Annotated in this window: 18 protein-coding genes and 1 tRNA gene; 4 read left to right on the forward strand and 15 right to left on the reverse strand. The window is 65.2% G+C overall.

Features of this window, described 5'->3' with window-relative positions:
- Positions 1 to 94: 94 nt before the first annotated feature.
- From FB460_RS08605 to glp, 11 genes are all read right to left on the reverse strand, one after another.
- The gene (locus tag FB460_RS08605) at positions 95 to 679 is read right to left on the reverse strand and encodes a hypothetical protein (protein WP_142093717.1); all 585 of its coding nucleotides are present in this window, start codon (positions 677 to 679) and stop codon (positions 95 to 97) included.
- Positions 680 to 735: 56 nt separating this feature from the next.
- Entirely contained in the window at positions 736 to 1,353 is a 618-nt protein-coding gene (pth, locus tag FB460_RS08610; RefSeq protein ID WP_142093718.1) for an aminoacyl-tRNA hydrolase, read from the reverse strand.
- Positions 1,354 to 1,356: 3 nt separating this feature from the next.
- A complete protein-coding gene (locus tag FB460_RS08615; RefSeq protein WP_142093719.1) occupies positions 1,357 to 2,001 on the reverse strand; it encodes a 50S ribosomal protein L25/general stress protein Ctc in 645 nt (214 codons plus the stop codon).
- 992 nt (positions 2,002 to 2,993) lie between these two features.
- Positions 2,994 to 3,971, reverse strand: coding sequence for a ribose-phosphate diphosphokinase (locus FB460_RS08620; protein WP_142093720.1), 978 nt, complete (start codon positions 3,969 to 3,971; stop codon positions 2,994 to 2,996).
- 2 nt (positions 3,972 to 3,973) lie between these two features.
- Entirely contained in the window at positions 3,974 to 5,416 is a 1,443-nt protein-coding gene (glmU, locus tag FB460_RS08625; RefSeq protein ID WP_281281835.1) for a bifunctional UDP-N-acetylglucosamine diphosphorylase/glucosamine-1-phosphate N-acetyltransferase GlmU, read from the reverse strand.
- A gap of 64 nt (positions 5,417 to 5,480) precedes the next feature.
- A tRNA-Gln gene (locus tag FB460_RS08630) sits at positions 5,481 to 5,560 on the reverse strand.
- Positions 5,561 to 5,697: 137 nt separating this feature from the next.
- Complete coding sequence (locus FB460_RS08635; RefSeq protein ID WP_142093721.1) at positions 5,698 to 6,486, reverse strand: GumC domain-containing protein; 789 nt, start codon at positions 6,484 to 6,486, stop codon at positions 5,698 to 5,700.
- A gap of 60 nt (positions 6,487 to 6,546) precedes the next feature.
- Positions 6,547 to 7,167, reverse strand: a complete 621-nt coding sequence (locus FB460_RS08640) for a GNAT family N-acetyltransferase (RefSeq protein WP_142093722.1) — start codon at positions 7,165 to 7,167, stop codon at positions 6,547 to 6,549.
- A complete protein-coding gene (locus FB460_RS08645; RefSeq protein ID WP_342775215.1) occupies positions 7,164 to 7,691 on the reverse strand; it encodes a MogA/MoaB family molybdenum cofactor biosynthesis protein in 528 nt (175 codons plus the stop codon). The genes FB460_RS08640 and FB460_RS08645 overlap by 4 nt, the downstream gene beginning before the upstream one ends.
- Positions 7,663 to 8,145: a cyclic pyranopterin monophosphate synthase MoaC gene (moaC, locus tag FB460_RS08650; RefSeq protein ID WP_211345923.1), complete on the reverse strand. Its 483-nt coding sequence runs from the start codon at positions 8,143 to 8,145 to the stop codon at positions 7,663 to 7,665. The genes FB460_RS08645 and moaC overlap by 29 nt, the downstream gene beginning before the upstream one ends.
- A gap of 44 nt (positions 8,146 to 8,189) precedes the next feature.
- Positions 8,190 to 9,527 (reverse strand): molybdotransferase-like divisome protein Glp, encoded by a 1,338-nt coding sequence (gene glp / locus FB460_RS08655; protein ID WP_142093725.1) that lies wholly within the window; start codon positions 9,525 to 9,527, stop codon positions 8,190 to 8,192.
- A 48-nt stretch (positions 9,528 to 9,575) separates the two neighbouring features.
- Between glp and FB460_RS08660 the strand changes: the two genes are divergently transcribed.
- Positions 9,576 to 10,184, forward strand: a complete 609-nt coding sequence (locus tag FB460_RS08660) for a 5-formyltetrahydrofolate cyclo-ligase (protein WP_142093726.1) — start codon at positions 9,576 to 9,578, stop codon at positions 10,182 to 10,184.
- A 29-nt stretch (positions 10,185 to 10,213) separates the two neighbouring features.
- Here FB460_RS08660 and FB460_RS08665 read toward each other — a convergent pair whose 3' ends face one another.
- On the reverse strand, positions 10,214 to 12,793 hold the full coding sequence (locus FB460_RS08665) for a penicillin acylase family protein (RefSeq protein ID WP_170210018.1): 2,580 nt from the start codon (positions 12,791 to 12,793) through the stop codon (positions 10,214 to 10,216).
- 82 nt (positions 12,794 to 12,875) lie between these two features.
- On the opposite strand from FB460_RS08665, the gene FB460_RS08670 reads away from it, so the two are divergent.
- The 3 genes from FB460_RS08670 to FB460_RS08680 all read left to right on the forward strand — a co-directional run bounded on the left by FB460_RS08670 (position 12,876) and on the right by FB460_RS08680 (position 14,350).
- Positions 12,876 to 13,199: an FmdB family zinc ribbon protein gene (locus FB460_RS08670; RefSeq protein ID WP_142093728.1), complete on the forward strand. Its 324-nt coding sequence runs from the start codon at positions 12,876 to 12,878 to the stop codon at positions 13,197 to 13,199.
- 92 nt (positions 13,200 to 13,291) lie between these two features.
- Positions 13,292 to 13,906, forward strand: a complete 615-nt coding sequence (locus FB460_RS08675; RefSeq protein WP_170210019.1) for an SAF domain-containing protein — start codon at positions 13,292 to 13,294, stop codon at positions 13,904 to 13,906.
- 93 nt (positions 13,907 to 13,999) lie between these two features.
- On the forward strand, positions 14,000 to 14,350 hold the full coding sequence (locus tag FB460_RS08680; RefSeq protein WP_142093730.1) for an MscL family protein: 351 nt from the start codon (positions 14,000 to 14,002) through the stop codon (positions 14,348 to 14,350).
- Between the two features lie 148 nt (positions 14,351 to 14,498).
- Here the strand turns inward: FB460_RS08680 and FB460_RS08685 are convergent, their stop codons facing one another.
- Genes FB460_RS08685 through nagA form a run of 3 tightly spaced genes read right to left on the reverse strand, consistent with a single transcriptional unit; the run spans position 14,499 to position 17,352 of the window.
- Positions 14,499 to 14,843 carry a hypothetical protein gene (locus FB460_RS08685; RefSeq protein ID WP_142093731.1) on the reverse strand — a complete coding sequence of 115 codons (345 nt, stop codon included), beginning with the start codon at positions 14,841 to 14,843 and terminating at the stop codon, positions 14,499 to 14,501.
- Entirely contained in the window at positions 14,840 to 16,222 is a 1,383-nt protein-coding gene (locus FB460_RS08690) for a UTP--glucose-1-phosphate uridylyltransferase (protein ID WP_142093732.1), read from the reverse strand. Before FB460_RS08690 ends, FB460_RS08685 begins: the two co-directional genes overlap by 4 nt.
- A complete protein-coding gene (nagA, locus tag FB460_RS08695; RefSeq protein WP_142093733.1) occupies positions 16,219 to 17,352 on the reverse strand; it encodes an N-acetylglucosamine-6-phosphate deacetylase in 1,134 nt (377 codons plus the stop codon). Before nagA ends, FB460_RS08690 begins: the two co-directional genes overlap by 4 nt.
- Positions 17,353 to 17,384: the final 32 nt, after the last annotated feature.

The following is a 17,384-nucleotide window of genomic DNA, read 5'->3' on the forward strand; positions in this document are numbered from 1 at the left end:
GACCATGCTCCACTGAACAAGTGCGCTCCACTGACCGAACGCTGGGGCACCGAATCTCGGGACAGACGTCGACGCGTCCTCATCCGGGCCCGCATCAGAGACGCCCCACCCAAAAAGCGATCCGCAGAGCGGGAACGATCACCGCGACGAAGCAGACAATGCTGGTCACGATGTGCAGGGGACGAACCCAGCCGGGGCTGGAATAGACACCGACCGACCGGGCCGCGTTGTCTCGCATCACGAAGAAGGCCAGGACGCCGATCGCCACTGGCCCGGCGAGCACCCAGCACACGATCGCGAGTACGGGCTGACCGAAGACACCAGCCACGATGGCGGCCGCCACCGCAATGACCAGAGCGATGAACAGCAGGAAGACAGGCGGACGCGACAGCGTCAGCGAGCCACCGCCCGGAGCGGCGAACACGCCGTCGGGCTGGGTGTCGAAACCATCGGCGGCCTGGAACGGGTGTGCAGCCGTGGCCTCATCGCCCGGGCCTTGGGAAGCGGATCGATTCTGGAAAGGCATCGGCGCAGGGGCACCCTCACCACCACTTCCCGGAGGGGGCGCAGGTGAACCGAACGGGTCGGGTACCTGAGATTCGGGCTGCTGCGCGAACGGATCGCGCTCGCCTCCCGGTGAGCCGCTGGCGCTACCGAAGTTGAAAGGTGACTGGCTCACCGTTTCTCCCCCACGATGTTGTCGACTGATGAATCATCCGGACTCGGAGGGCAGCGTCACTGCCCGCGGCCACCATATCCGTTGAAGGCGTTCTGGGTGGCAGTCAAACCATCACGAATCAGCGACTCCACCGCGTCAGCCCCCAACTCCACATCGACAGCCACGTCTTCGGCCTCGGACCCTGACCATCCCCCGAGCACCCAGTCGGTGACCGAACGGCGTCCCGGTGGGCGCCCAATACCGAAGCGGACGCGAAGGAAATCGCCTGTCCCCAGATGCTGACGCATGGAGCGCAGACCATTGTGCCCATTGTCCCCTCCCCCGACCTTGACCCGGAACTGTCCCGGATTGAGGTCGAGTTCGTCATGGATGGCCACGATGTGGTCCGGAGTGACCTTGAGGAAGTCCGCAACACTGCGCACCGCCCGGCCCGACTCATTCATGAACGTGGTGGGCTTGCAGAGAACGACCTTCTGAGCGTCCGCCCCCACTCCACCGAGGCGCCCGCCAGCCATGCGGGTCTCGGCGATCTCTGCTCGCATTCGACGACTCGCCGAGAGTTGCGCGCCAGCACGCTCGGCGAGGAGATCGGCGACGAGCCACCCGACATTGTGTCGGGTGGCGGCGTAGGCCGGCCCCGGGTTACCGAGGCCGACCACCAGCCATGTCGCCAACGATCACTCCTCCTCGGAGTTCTCGTCCTGGGCCTCGTCATCGGAGGGCTCACGCTCGATGCCGGCCTCTTCCTCGGCGGCCTCCAGCTCAGCCTCGACCTGCTCGGCGCTGGCCTCCTGGGTGATGTTCACGATGAGGTCCTCCGGCTCGCCCTGGTAGGTGACGCCGGCCGGGAGCTTGAGCTCCTGAGCCAGCACTTGGGTGCCGGGCTCCATGCCGTCGATGGGGACCTCGACCGATTCGGGGATGTGCGTCGCCTCGGCCTCGACCGAGATGGTCTGGGCCTCGATGGTGACGAAGGTCTCCGGACCGGCTTCACCAGTGGTGTAGACCGGGATGTCGACGACGACCTTCTCGCCCTTCTTCACCATGTAGAAGTCAACATGCTCGACGAAACCGGTGATGATGTCGCGCTGCACCTGCCACGGCAGGACCAGCTGGTCCTTCCCATCGATATCGAGTGTGATGAGGGCATTCTCGTGACGCAGGGCCATGGCCAACGCATGGCCGGGCAGCGTCAGGTGGACAGGTTCGTTGCCCTTCTCGTACATGACAGCGGGCACACGCTCTGCTCGACGGACGCGGCGGGATGCTCCCTTGCCGAACTCGGTACGGATTTCAGCGGAGATACGGATCTCATCAGCCATGTCATTCCTCCTGTGGATGAGCCCTGTGTGGGCATACGGACAGCGAGGAATTTCCCGTCGATAACGGACCCGTGGTCCCTCGCCAAGACAAGGAGGAAGTCTACGCGCCGCCCTCCGCCTCTGCCAATTCCAGTCTGGCAATTCCAGATCATCCAGGTCAGGAGGCCCCATTCCCGTGAGTACCCGAGCCCCCTGAGTACCCGAGTCCCCTGAGTACCCGAGCAACTCGTGAGCACCCGAGCAGAGCACCAAACGCCCCCAGAACCGCCAAGCCCCCGCGAATACCCGAGCAGAGCATCCAAACGCCCCGCGAGTGCCGAGCCCCCGCGAATACCCGAGCAGAGCGCCCGAACGACTGGGCCCCATACATCGTTTTTCATCAAGGACACATCCCGTCCTCAACTGCGCTTTTCAATGGAAGATCCAGCCCCACCGAGGTCAGAACCTGTCCGCAATGTTTTTCCATCCGTATGGGGGGTGGAGTTGCCACCCCCGGTGTTCCCGCACCGGGTACTGCTCTTCTCCCATCCGCCCGGGAGGGACAGCACCTGTCGACATGGAGACACCCCGGGTGCGGCTGTTCTCCCATCCGCAGAGGAAGAACGCTCGACCCCTGCATGACATAGCCCCGAACCGCCGGCCTCGCGTCTTGACTCGGCACACGAGGCACCCAAGAAACACGGGCTTCCCAAGGAACACGGGCCTCTTCGAAAGGCCGGACGCCTCCTGGGAACACGAGCCCCCTCGAAAGGCCGGACGCCTCCTGGGAACACGAGCCCCCTCGAAAGGCCGGACGCCTCCTGGGAACACGGGGTCCAAGAAACACACAGACCCCAAGGAAGACACAGGGACCAAGAAACACACAGACCCCAAGGAAGACACAGGCCCCAAGGAATACGGGCTCTTCGAAACACGGGACCCGAAGACACCCGAGGATGGGTCCGGCCCCGAGCACGAGGCTCGGGGCCGGAGAACACGTATGACGTTCGAAGTCAGCTCTGGCCGTCGAACAATGAGGTGACCGAGCCATCCTCGAAGACCTCGTGGATGGCCTTGGCGATCAGTGGCGCGATCGAGAGCACGGTCAGCTTGTTGATCTGCACGTCCTCCGAGATCGGCAGCGTGTTGGTGACGATGACCTCCTCGAACGCCGATTCGTTCAGACGGTCCGCCGCGGGCCCGGAGAGGATCGGGTGCGTCGTGGCTGCGATGACGGCCTTGGCTCCGCGGGCCTTCAACGCATCGGCGGCCTGGCAGATGGTTCCGGCGGTGTCGATCATGTCGTCCACGAGCAGGCAGACCCGCCCCTCAACCTCACCGACGACCTCGTGCACGGCCACCTGATTGGCCACGTTCGGATCGCGACGCTTGTGGATGATCGCCAGCGGGCAGTTGAGCTTGTCGGTCCACATGTCGGCAAGACGCACGCGGCCGGCGTCGGGTGAGACCACGGTCATCTCGTCCTGGCCGTACTTCTCGGTCACATACTCCGCCAGCACCGGGAGTGCCCACAGGTGGTCCACCGGCCCATCGAAGAATCCCTGAATCTGTGCGGCGTGCAGATCCACCGACATGAGGCGGTCGGCACCGGCCGTCTTGTACAGGTCTGCGACCAGCCGGGCCGAGATGGGCTCACGACCGGCGTGCTTCTTGTCCTGACGCGCATAGGGATAGAACGGCGACACCACGGTGATGCGGTTGGCAGAAGCCCGCTTGAGAGCATCGATCATGATGAGCTGCTCCATGAGCCACTCGTTGACCGGAGCTGGGTGCGATTGGATCACAAAGGCATCCGAGCCACGCACCGACTCCTCGAAACGCACGTAGATCTCGGAGTTCGCGTAGGTGATCGAACGACTCGGGACGAGGTCGACCTCCAACAGCTCAGCGACCTCCTGCGCCAACTCCGGGTATGCACGCCCGGAGAACAGCATCATGTGCTTGTCCTGGTTCTTCTTCACGCCGCTCATGGTTACTCCTTGCCGATGGGTTCTGCCGCCTCAGCCGACGCGGCAGTGGGGGTTCCGGGACGCTGCTTGGCGACCCATCCGGGAATATTGCGCTGACGACCCCGCGCCACCGCAAGATCGCCGGGCCCGAGGTTCTCGGTGACGGCTGAGCCTGCGGCGACATAGGAACCGTCGGCAAGATCCACCGGCGCCACGAGCACCGAATTGGATCCGACGAAGGTGTCCCGTCCCACATGGGTACGATGTTTCGCGACACCGTCGTAGTTGGCGAAGATCGTTCCGGCACCGATATTGGCCCCGGCCTCGATGTCCGCATCCCCCGCGTACGTCAGGTGTGGGACCTTGGCCCCTTCCCCGATGACGCTGTTCTTGGACTCGACGAAGGTCCCGATCTTGGCCCCCGCCGCCATGCGCGTACCCGGCCGCAGGTAGGCGAAGGGGCCCACCGTGGCGCCCTCCCCCACAACGGCGAGCGAACCAACAGCACGGGTGATCGTGGCGCCGGCCCCGACCTCCACATCGGTCAAGGTGGTTTCCGGCCCGATGGTGGCCCCGGATGCCACCGTGGTGGCACCCTGCAGGTGCGTTCCCGGCAACAGGGTCACATCCTGGGCGAGATCGACATCCCGGTCGATACGCACCGATTCCGGACTGACGATGGTCACGCCGGACCGCATCCAACGCTCACAGATGCGCCGATTGATCTCGGCATCCATGCGAGCGAGCTGTACCCGGTCATTGACGCCCTCGGTCTGCCACAGGTCATCGACCACGTGTGTGCCGACGCGTCGGCCATCGCCGCGGGCGATTCCGAGAACATCGGTCAGATACAACTCGGCCTGCGCGTTGTCCGACGTGATCCGGGCCAAGCCGTCGGCGAGTACGCGCCCGTCGAACACGTAGATACCGGAGTTGATCTCGGTGATCGCCAACTCGTCGTCGGAGGCGTCCTTCTGCTCGACGATGCGTTCCACCTCACCGGCCGCATCACGCACGATGCGCCCGTACCCGGTGGGATTCGGGTTCTGGGCTGTCAACACTGTGACAGCGTTACCGGCCTCACGGTGCCCCAAGATCAGGCTCTGCAGCGTCTCCCCCGACAACAGGGGCACGTCACCATAGGTGACGACGACCTCGCCGTCGAGCTCCCCAAGCTCGGTCAGTGCACACTGCACGGCATGCCCGGTGCCGTTCTGCTCGGCCTGTAGCGCCGTGGTCGCATGTGGCGCGACCTCGCCGAGATGGGCAGTGACCTCTTCGCGCGCATGCCCCACCACCACACACAGGTGATGAGGGTTGACGGCATCGGCCGCGCCGACCGCCCATGACAACATCGAATGCCCGCCGACCGTGTGCAACAGCTTGGATGTCTTCGAACGCATACGCGTCCCGCTTCCGGCTGCCAACACAACCACTGCCGCCACCGGGGTGGAGTCTGCTCCCACGGCCTTTCCCTCCTCGGGCCCCACTTGCGCAGCCTTGACCCGTCGATCCGCCTGATGCGTCTCGTTCCCCGGGTAGGAGTCGAACCTACGTCGCTAAATCCTGATTCAAAGTCAGGCGGGCCCTGCCGACAGACCAACCGGGGAATGCCTGCACCACCACTGGCGGTGCGTGACCGGATGCCACACTACCGTTCAGCCACCGACCGCGCATCCGTGCGACCGGCGCGCCCCACAGAGCGGGCTCCACCCACGAAGACTCGGCGCGGCCCCGCCGGAAGGGTTCACGCGGACTTGCTGTGACCTTGCCGCCGTACAGCGACAGCCCGGGGTTCCCGCTCGCCATCAGCCGTGACGGGAACGATCGGCGCTGACGCCGGCGAGACCGGCGGGCTCAGATCGATCGTACGCACCGTCCGAGGCGCCAGCGGCTTGCTCACATATGTGGGTTTGGTGACCGGCAGCGGACTCCAGAGGTCGGGGTTCCCGCCGCCTTCAGGCGACAACGACGTCCCCGTACCAGTGGACGACACCGTCACATCCATCGATGCCTCCACATCCACCGATCCATCCTCGCCCGACCGATCGGCATCACGGCTCAGCGAAACAGTCGCCTCGTCATGTCCATGGCAGATCGCATCGAAACGCGCATCGAGTTGCCGTCGCAGAACGCACACGCTGAAGCGGTTGAACCCGATGACGAAAAGCAGCAGGCCGCCGGGGACAGCGGTGCCCCACCATGGGACATAGCCGGTGGCCGCGAGGATCACCACTGTCGCCACCAGTCCGAAGGCGATGGCCAGGAACATGCGTCGACGCCGCGCCGCAGTGCGGTCGATGGCTCGGATCTCGGCCAGCTCGGCTCGACGCGTCAACGGGGTCGACAGGTCGACCCGGCTTCCTCCGGCGTCGATGACCGAAGCAGAGTCACCACCGGTGAACACGGGTGTGGCCGACGCCAATTCGGCGGCGGCATCAACGCGGCCACCCGAATTGCGTCGCATGACCTGGGACACGAAATACGCCGCCCACGCAAGGGCGATCCCTCCGAAGATCAATACCGACGAACCCATGACTGAACCGTAGGGCGCAGGCCGTGACCTGAGCGTGACCCGAGGCCGCGTGTCCGTGTTTCACCCGCCGTGACGGCTCTGCCGCCATCGCGCCACGAGGCCTCCGGCGGGAGCCTCCTCGGCGAGCATGACGAAGATCTCATGGTCGCGCCAGTCCCCGTTGATGTGCAGGAAAGCACGTCGACACCCTTCGTGGCGGAATCCGAGCTTGTCGACCACACGCAGCGACTTGGTGTTCTCAGGGCGAATCGCGATCTCGATGCGGTGGAGTCCAAGTTCGGTGAAGCAGAAGTCGGCCGCCAGCGCCACCGCGGTGGGAATGACGCCACGGCCAGCGAAACCCTGATCGATCCAGTACCCGAGGGTCGCCGAGTTGGCAGATCCATAGTGGATCGGCGAAACGGTCAACTGCCCGGCAACGCGCCAACCAGCCCCGCCACCCGGATCGACCCATACAAGCCACGGCAGCGCTTCACCGCGCCGCGCCTGACGCGTCACCATGCGCACGAAACCACGGAAGGACGTCGGTCCCGGGCGCCCGCCGGGCGGTAGCGTCGCCTCCCACTCGGCCAGCCAGTCACGATTGCGGGCCCGCACCTGGTCCCACTGCTTCTGATCACGTGCTCGGATGGGCCGAAGCCAGACCGCCCCTTCCCGGAGCGCGACCGGCCACGCGGTCATGCGTGGTCGCCCCCGTGGATCTGGGACACTGCGTGGTGCAGGACCGGTTCGAGGACCTCCATCGCGTCCTTGACCCCACCCTTGGATCCGGGGAGATTCACCACCAGCGTCGAACCAGCGACCCCAGCCAAGCCACGGCTCAGGGTTGCGGTGGCGACGCCCTTCCCCACGCCGTGCTGTGCAATGGCAGCGCTGAGCTGCGGGATCTCACGGTCCAGCAGCTCTCGGGTCACCTCGGGGGTCTGGTCCGTGGGCGTCAAACCGGTGCCGCCGGTGGTCAGCACCACAGCAGCACCGCGGTCGAGTGCCTCCTGCAATGCCGCCCGCACCGGCTCCCCGTCGGGAACGACCACCGGATCGGCGACCTCGAAGCCGAGCCCTCGCAGCCACTCCACCAGCAACGGGCCGGACACGTCGTCGTAGACCCCCGCCGAGGCTCGATTCGAGCAGGTGATCACCACCGCGTCATGAACGTGAAGATCCTGGGTGTGTGCCTCACCAAGCATGGTCCCGCTTCCAGTCACCGCTTCGTCCACCCGACTTGGCCTCCACCTGGATGTTCTCGATCACCGCGCCCTTGTCGAGTGCCTTGACCATGTCGATCACCGTCAGCGCCGCGACCGACACCGCCGTCAATGCCTCCATCTCAACGCCGGTGCGCTCGGCCGTCTTCACCGTGGCCGACAACTCGACACCTTCATCGACCACCGTGCACTCCACCTGCACTCCCGAGACCATCAATGGATGGCACAGGGGAATCAGCTCGGGGGTCTTCTTGGCTCCCATGATCCCAGCGATCCTCGCCGTGGCCAGAGCGTCCCCCTTGGGCACGTTCCCCTCCCGGAGCGCCGCCACGGCCGCACCTGCCAGCCGCACCCGCCCGGACGCCGTCGCACTCCTTTGAGTGACCTCCTTCGCGGTCACATCAACCATGTGGGCATGGCCCTCATCATTCAGATGTGTGAGTCGTTCACCCATCATCCCGCCTCACACCCTTCCACGAGCTCGTCGTCCAGCATGACTCATTCCTCATCGACCGCCCAGACCATGACCGACTGGCCGGCCGCGATCATCTCGACATCACGCTCCATCAGGATCAGACAGTTCGAGCGCTGCAGCGAATCCAGCAGATAGGAGCCGCTCCCCCCGACCGGCTCGACGGTCCGGCGTCCGCTCATGTCAGTGCGCACGAATCCGCGGTGGAACTGGGCGACACCCGGCTTCGACCGGAGCACGGTGGAGGCGATGGCGCGTCGCGGCTCCCGCAGATGTGGCTCGACGCCCATGAGCTTGCGAATGGCCGGACGCACGAAGTTCTCGAACGAGACGTAGGCACTCACCGGGTTACCCGGAAGCATGAACACCGGGATCTCATCCTCACCGATGAGCCCGAACCCCTGCGGCTTGCCCGGCTGCATCGCGACACGACTGAAATCGACCATGCCAAGCTCGGGCATGACCTCCTTGATGATGTCGTGATCCCCTTCGCTGATCCCGCCTGAGGTGACCACCAGATCGGCCCGCACCAACTGGTCGCTGATGGACTGCTTGACCTGCTCCGGGTCGTCGGCCAACAGTCCGACGCGGTAAACCTGCGCACCGGCGGCCCCGGCCGCGGCAGCAAGCATCCAGGAGTTCGAGTCGTAGATCTGATGATCGTCCTCGAGATCCATCCCGGGCTCCACGAGTTCACTGCCGGTTGCGATGACCACCACCCGTGGCCGCGGACGCACCATCACCTGATCGATTCCGACACCGGCCAGCAACCCGATGGCACGGTCGTTCAGCCGCGTTCCCTCGGTGATGAGCAGGTCTCCCTCCTCCACATCGCTGCCTCGGCGGCGAATGTTGGCGCCTTCGGGAACAGGCCCGAAGCAACGCACCTCATCTTCGCCTCGGTCGGTCCGCTCGAAGGGAATGACCGCATCGGCACCGGAGGGGATCGGCGCGCCGGTCATGATCCGGATGGCCTGCCCCTCGGCCAGGTCCGCCTCGCCGAGCCCTGCCGTTGCCGGTTCACCCGCCGCGATCCGGCCCACGACCTCCAGGACGATCGGCGCATCGGCCGTGGCAGCCGCGATGTCCTGCGCCCGCACGGCGTAGCCGTCCATGGCGGTGTTGTCGAACCCCGGCAGGTTGACGTCGGAGCGGATCTCCTCACACAGCCCCAAACCCACCGCGTCCAGTAGCTGCATACCGAAGGGCGGCAGCTCGTGGATCATGGACAACGTCCATGCCCGCTGATCCTCCACCGATCGGAGACCGCGCTCATCCTGACCGGGTGGCTCAGGGAGCGTCGGCGCCGGCTCCGGCGTCGGCTCGGGCTCCGGTTCAGCCTTCTTGCGTCGGAACAGTCCCATGGGGCCACCCTATGGGACGCCTCCTCCGTCGGCATCTAAGCTTCGGCCATGGTCGATCCGGCAGAGTTCCACGCTGCCAAACAAGCACTTCGGGCAGCTCTCCGTCAGCGTCGTGATGTACGGAGCGAGGACGAACGAGCAGACGCCGACGCCCGCCGCACCGCCGCCGTCCTGGACTTCCTCGGGGATGTTTCGGGCCTGACCGTGGCGTCCTATCTGTCCGTGGTTCCGGAGCCGGACACCACCGAGATCGTGTCCGCCCTGCACGCGGGTGGGGCACGGGTGCTGCTGCCGGTCCTGACGCCGCACGCCGACGGGTCCCGACGCGAAGCGCCCACCTGGGCCGTCTACACCGGTCCCGCCGGCATGCGCTCGGGCCTGTGGGGAATTCCGGAACCCTCATCGCCCCCGTTGGGCCCGCACGCACTCGCCGATGTCGACGTGATCATCACCTCCGCCCTCGCAGCGACCGCATCCGGACAACGACTGGGCGTCGGTGGTGGCTGGTTCGACCGCGTTCTGGCCGGGGCCCCCGCTTCCTGCGTGAGCATGACCCTGGTGAGCGCCGACGAGCTCCTCGAGACACTGCCGTGCGAGCCGTGGGACCTACGCGTCGATGTCATCGCGACCGAGGCGGGCGTCCAGCGCGCGACATGAACCGCCCGCCGGGCGCTGCCCAAGGTGTGTCAGCCCGGAGGAAGCAGCTTCAGCTGTTCATCGACGAAACCGTCTGCATCGGGCGCATCCACCGCTGCGCGCGTCCACGGCCACGGGTCGTGTTCGTTGGCGAGGATGTCGGGGAGCTGATCGGCGTAATGCGCGTGGAAGGCATGGCCGGAGGTGCCACTCTGGTTGATCCACAACGAATCATCGAAATCGCCGAAGTCCACCACCATCTTCATGGTGGGCCCGTTGACGACGGAGAAGTCCTTTCCACGTGAGTCCCAGCCCCAGGCCGACACGACCGCCGAACCGCCCTCGACAGGACGCGGCTCGATGTTGAAGATCGACTCGACCGGGGCGATCCCCGATGTGCCCAACGTCTGGTGCGTGAGCGTCAGGCTGTGCAGCCTGCCCCACGACCACTGCTCCGGATCACGGGCCATGACCGCGGTGATCTCCTTGCGGGCGGCCAGCAGGGACTCGGAAAGGATCTGGTCCCGGGATTCGGTCTGCGGAGTGTTCACATCGTCCCACCACGGATTCTGCGGCTCGTCCATCATCGATTCGAGGACGGCGAAATACTGGTCACTGCCCTGCCCCGGCCCCAACTCCGACGGGATCTCGTCCCCGAAGGTCCGCTGGACGACCTGACGCATCGTCAAGGCGAAGAACGCCATACCGGCGGATTCCGGGTCGGCTTCGAGGTCCCATTCGGAGAGCACCTCCTGGCCGTCGACCACCCAGGGCTCCAGAGGTTGTGCCGCGACGAGAGCCGGGACGAATTCCTCGGCCCATTCGACGTAGGTGTTGCCCTGCAGCTCAGCGGTCGCGCGGGCGTCCCAATCTCTGCGCCCCTCGAGGGCCTCGATGATCGGCTGAGAACGGAATCCGAAGGAGTTCCCGGCCTGCTCGGGCATCTCGGCGTCAATGATCTGCTGGTTGGCGGCGACGATATAGCCCTCGGGAGGGTTGTAGGCGTAGGGAAGATCCTCGAAGGCGAGGAAACCGTCCCACGCAGCGCCGGGCCTCCACGCCTCCACCGGTTTGCTGCCGTCCCCGACCCTGCGCTTCGGCAGTGCCCCCGGCAGCTGGTAACCGATGTTCCCCTCCACATCGGCATACACCAGATTCTGCGATGGAGACTTCAACAGCTCAGCGGCGTCTCGGAACTCGTCGAAGTCAGTGGCGCGGTTCAGGTCGAAGATCGCGCGGATCGATTGGCTCGGCTCCAGCGCGGCCCATCGCAGAGCGACCGCGTACTCGCCAGAATCTTCATCTTCCGAGGCCTTGCCCTCCGGCCCCTGACTGCCCGGAGCCCCGCGGTCAGAACGCAGCTCATCGGTCAGCCCGACATCGGAGATGAGCGGGCCGTTGCTGGTGCTGCGCACCACGATGTCCTTGGTCCGGCCGCTGCTCGATTTGAGCGTCACTGTCTCCTCACGAACCTCCGCCGAGCCCTTCGCACGCCGGGCCGCACCATCCACGATGTGTTCGATGTAGAGATCCTGGGAATCGATGTAGGGAACCGTCAGGCCCCAGCCGATGTGCGAATTGTGTCCGATGATGATGCCGGGCATACCGGAGAACGAGTACCCGCCCACATCGAAGGGGCATCGCGCGTTCACCTCATTGCAGCGCAAGCGCATCTGCAGGAACGTCGAGGGCACCGAAGCCGCCAGGTGAGGGTCATTCGCAAGCAGGGGCTTTCCCGATGCGGTCCGCTCCCCCGAGACGACCCAGGAGTTCGACCCCACGTCCGCCCCCAGACCGGGATCGGCGATCAGGGCACCGAGAGTGTCAGCCGCTCGCCCCGCGGCCTTCAGCGATGCGACCCGGTCGCGGACCGCTCCAGGCTCCTCGACCATCTGGTCTCCACCACCGGCTGGGACGAACCCCTCTGGGGTCTGCCGACCGTGCGCCACGATGGGAGCGTACTGATCGGGGCGGTTCGTCGGGAAGATCTCGGCTGCACGATCAGGCCCCACCTCGTTCTCCATCACGCCGTGCAGGATCTCGTCCTTGAGATTCCCGTCGAGGCTCCAAGCCATCGCCTTGAGCCATGCGACCGAGTCCGCCGCGGTCCAAGGTTCGGGATCGACGTCGAGGCCCTGCAGGCCGAGCACGTCGTATTCGAGTGCGATCGATCCGTCACTCTGTTCGAGGTACTGATTGACGCCCGCGGCATAGGCGTCGAGGTAACGACGGGTTTCGGCGGGGAGTGCATCGACCTCCCGCTCGGCAACCTCACGCCAGCCCATCGTACGGATCACCGCGTCTGTTTCCCACAGCTCATCGCCGAAGAGCTCTGCCAACCGACCGGAGGTGGTGTGTCGCCGAACGTCCATCTCGAAGAAACGTTCCTGCGCATGCACGAATCCCTGTGCGGTGAAGAGGTCCTCGGCGCTGTCGGCGCGGATCTCAGGAATGCCGCGAGCGTTCCGGAGCACAGTGACCTCCCCATTGAGCGCGGGGAGGATCAGCTCTCCGGTGGTCCGCGGGAAGGAACCCCGCACGGCAACGGTCGATGCACTTATCAGCGCGGCCAGAACCAGGATGATCGAGCCCATCGTGATCCAGAGCCATCGAGGAGGGAGGAATCGCACGGGCTGAGGGTACCGGTCGTTCGATGTATCATCCATGGCTGGCACTCGGAGGAGTCGAGTGCCAGAACCCAGGAGACCAAGGATGCCGACGTACCAATACCGCTGCACCGAATGCGACCACGACCTCGAGGCCGTGCAGAAGTTCACCGATGACGCGCTCACCGAGTGCCCCGAGTGCCGAGGTCGCCTGCGCAAGATCTTCAACGCCGTCGGAGTCGTGTTCAAGGGGTCGGGCTTCTACAAGACCGACAGCCGTTCTTCCGGGGGTTCCACGAACAAATCGGGCTCGAGCAGTGCGACGACATCGAGTGAATCCGCGTCGAGCTCCTCGTCGGACGCATCCGCCACGAACACCTCAGATAGCTCATCCACCGGCGGCTCCTCCACGAGTGGTTCGTCGAACTGACCCACCTGTGGGCCCCTGATCTGCCTGTGGACCCCTGATCTGCCTGTGGATAAGGGGCTCGATCCGTGTCCGCCCCTTCCATGGTGTCTGGCATGGACCTCCGCTCACTCCTGCGTCGTCTCGGCCACCACCGCCGCACTCTCGCCGCCATCGCCACTGCTTTGGGTGTGTTGACTCTCGTCCAAGCGTTGACTCCTGCTCCTCCGGCAACCACCCCAGTGGTGGTCGCGGCCGCAGAACTGACCGGCGGGAGGACGCTCACCGAACCGGATCTCACAGTGGTCGACATGCCGATCGAACTCGTGCCCGACTCTGCCTCCGCAGATCCGACCACGCTCACCGGGCAGATCCTCACCGCGACCACACCACGCGGAGTTCCGGTGACGAGTCAGTCGGTCCTCAGTCCTCGTGCCCTCGCACCGGGACGCTCGGTCGCCCCGGTGCGGTTCGCCGACGCCGGCCTGGTTCAGGTGATCCGCGCCGGTGACCGCATCGACATCATCGCTGCCGGGCCCGACATCGGTCCGGACGCCGTCGTCGCCGAGGATGTTCGCGTGGTGACGATTCCCGATGCCGAAACCGACACCGGGTTCGGCGCCGCGTCCAGCGCGCAGGGAGTGCTGACCCTCGTGGAGGCCTCCCCCGACGAAGCCACAGCCCTCGCGCAGGTCAGCAGCCGAGCCGTTCTGAGCCCGCTGCTGCGCTGAACGTCCACATCCCCACCTCCGGGTGTTTCGATGCTAAATTTTTCTGCGGCTCTCAGCACGTGAGACCCCGCCCCCTCAGAGATGGAGTGATTCATGAAGGGCTTCAAGGAATTCCTACTGCAGGGCAACCTCATCGAGCTTGCTGTTGCCTTCATCATCGGCACCGCATTCGCCGAGGTCGTCTCGACGTTCGCCGGTATCATCACCGACCTCATCGGCCTGGTCTTCAGCGTCGATGCCTTCAGCAGCACGGCGATCGCCGGCGTGAACGTCGGCGCCTTCATCACCGCGCTCATCATGTTCTTCATCACTGCAGCCGTGTTGTACTTCGGCGTGGTGACCCCCTACCAGAAGTACAAGAAGATGCGTGGTCTCGAAGAGTCCGCGGAGAAGAGCGAAGCCGACCTCCTGGTCGAGATCCGCGACCTGCTCGCCGGTCGCTGAACCGACTTTCCGAAACATCCTGAGCGCCCGGCCCTCGGCCGGGCGCTCAGCTTTCCCTCTGCTTCACACCTGCTCGGTCACCCCGAGCAGCACCGTCCCTTCCCGGCCATCGGGAAAATCTGCAGGCGACTCCAGTACGACGGAAACTTCAACCCCAGTGCGGCGGACGATCAGCGAGAAGTCTCCGATCGTCGGCATCGAGACTTCGTGGCCCCGGCGCCGGGACTCTACCCACCGCCCGTCGGCGCCTCAGCTCGACGAGCACCGCAGCGAACCGAGCAGCAGGAAGCTGCTCCATCAGATCGTCCGGCACCGCGTGGTGCCCCAGTGGCTGGTCCCCCACCATGTCGAGAACCACATCCATGTCGGGCTCCGTCTGGAGCCCCAGATCATCGCGTCGTTCCCCGGTCAATGCTGCAACCAGAGCAATATGCCACGGCGCATCGACCGGCTGTCCAGAGCCGGTGGTGGCAGGCCCGAGCGGAGTGGTCACAGCCGCGACCCATCCTCGACGTGGCCCCCCGGCCCTCGGAGGTGGGCGGCTCCGGTGATCGTGACGTCGGCACCGAAGGTCCAGTCCCCATCCACGGTGAGGCTGTCCGCACCGACAAGGGATGGCACCCCTTTCTCGAAACGCTGCTCGAAGTCGTCGATGCGCTTGTAGTGAGCATCATCCAGCGTCACGAACGGCACCGCTCCCGAACGCTGCTCCAAGTGCCCGTTGGAACCGACCTCGTACACATCGGACCGGACGACGAGCAGATCATTGGTGGTCTTGACCGGCAGGAAGCGTGACCGATCCACCTCGATCGCCGTGGCCCCCTCGAACACCTCGATCGCCGCACCCATCGCGGTCTCGATCTGATACACCTGCGGAGACTCAGGATCGGTTGGATCGACGGGCTTGGTGTTGCGGATCAGAGGCAGCCCCAGCACACCCCCACGTTCATCCAGAACATGTTTGAGCTGCTCGAGGTCCCACCACAGGTTGTTGGTGTTGAAGTATCGGTGAAGGTGATGGTCGCTGAACCGATCGGCATCATCGGGATGAACCTGGGCCTTGTCACGCAGGATCAGCCGCCCATCGCTGGAGCGCCATGCGACGTGCCCGCCCTTGCGGTCAGCACGCGTGCGTCGACACACCTCCATCGCGAACGGCGCACCAGATTCGGCGAACCATCCGGCAAGGCCGGCGTCCGGGGTCGCGCCGAGGTTGTCGGAGTTGGAGACTGCTGCATAGCGATAACCCTGCTGCAGCAGTCGATCCACCAGACCGGCCGCATGTATCGCGGTGTACACATCTCCGTGACCGGGCGGACACCATTCGAGCTGGGGGTCCTGGGGCCAGCTCACCGGAGTGAGGTCATCGGCCCGGAGTTTGGGTTCCTGATTCTGGAGGAAATCAGCCGGGAGTCCTTCCACGGGAAGGTCCGGATGGTTCTCGAGGGCTTGGAGGGTTTCTCGCCGGGTGCGGAAGGAATTCATCCACAACAGCGGGAGCCCGACATCGTACGCAGCGCGAGCATGCAACACCTGGGTGACGATGAGGTCCAGAAAGCTGCGCCCCTCACGCACCGGGAGCAGCGATTTGGCCTTCTCCATGCCCATGGACGTTCCGAGCCCACCGTTGAGCTTGATCTGGACTGTCTGTGCCAGGGCGTCTCGAGCCCGCTGGGGATCGACTTTCACATCCTCCAGCCGGTCCAGTTCGGTGACCGGCTTGATCTCATGCTCACGCACCAGCCCCGTGGCACCTTGCTGTAGCTGCCGGTAATAGTGGCTGAACACGTCGATGGCCTCGGCGGAGACTCCGACGTCCTGCATCTTCCTGCGGGCCTGCTCCAAGCCGACAGCACCATCATGATCGGTCATCGAATCCACTCTCCCCTACGCAGAACGTGCTGGAGACGACCGGAATCATCTACGACGACAAGATCGGCACGCCTCCCCACCTCCAGAACACCCACATCGTCACGTCCGTGGAATCGCGCCGGTGTCGTGGCGGCCATGTGCGCGACGTCCTCGACGGGCAGCCCCCAGCCGACCATGCGCGCAAAAGCGTCGTCGATGGTCAGCGTCGATCCGGCGATGGCACCAACCGACCCATCGGTCTCGACGATCCGTGCGACACCATCGGTCACCTGCGCGGTCAGAGCACCGATGCCATAACGGCCATCGCCGAGCCCGGTGGCCTCCATGGAGTCGGTCACCAACGCCACCCGGTCGGCCCCAGCGGTCTGGACGACCATCTGCGCAACATCACGATGCACGTGGACACCGTCGATGATGAGTTCACACATCACCGTCGGGTCGGTCAGCAGGGCCGGAATGGGCCCGGGACTGCGATGGTGGATGCCGGGCATGGCGTTGAACAGATGCGTGGCGACGGTCGCCCCTGCTTCGATGCACGAGGCAGTCGTGGCGGCGTCAGCGTCGGAATGCCCAAAAGCGACCACCACGCCACGCTGCACGAGCTCGCGGACCGCATCGATACCGCCATCACGTTCAGGGGCAAGCGTGACCATGGCCAAGTGCCCCCCGCACGCGTCGATGAGCTCAAAGAGCGCCGAGCCCTTCGGGTCACAGAGCAGTTCGGCGCTGTGTGCACCCTTGCGCTCTTCTGCGAGGAAGGGCCCCTCCAGATGGATCCCGTCGAGCTCACCGGAGCGGCACAGGTCTGCCAGCACACGTGCCTGTGCGGCCATGTGCTCGACAGTGTCGGTCGCCATGGAGGCGAAAACGGTCGTCGCGCCGTGCCGATGATGGTGATCGAGGATCTCACGAGCCCCGTCGAGATCCGCCTTGCCGAAGTCCTTCCCCATCGCACCGTGGGTGTGGGTGTCCACGAACCCCGGCACCGCCCATCCGGCCGTGGGGGTTTCCGCGTCGGTCTCGATGGCGGTGATGATGCCATCGTCGGACCATTCCACCCGGACCTGTTCGGCCACGGCGGAATCTGCTCCGCTGCCCACCACGGCTTTGGAGATCTGGAGTTCAGGCATGGGATCAAGCCTATCGATGCCGGGGCGCCTTT

This window comes from Propioniferax innocua (genome assembly GCF_006716235.1).
Lineage (GTDB): Bacteria > Actinomycetota > Actinomycetes > Propionibacteriales > Propionibacteriaceae > Propioniferax > Propioniferax innocua.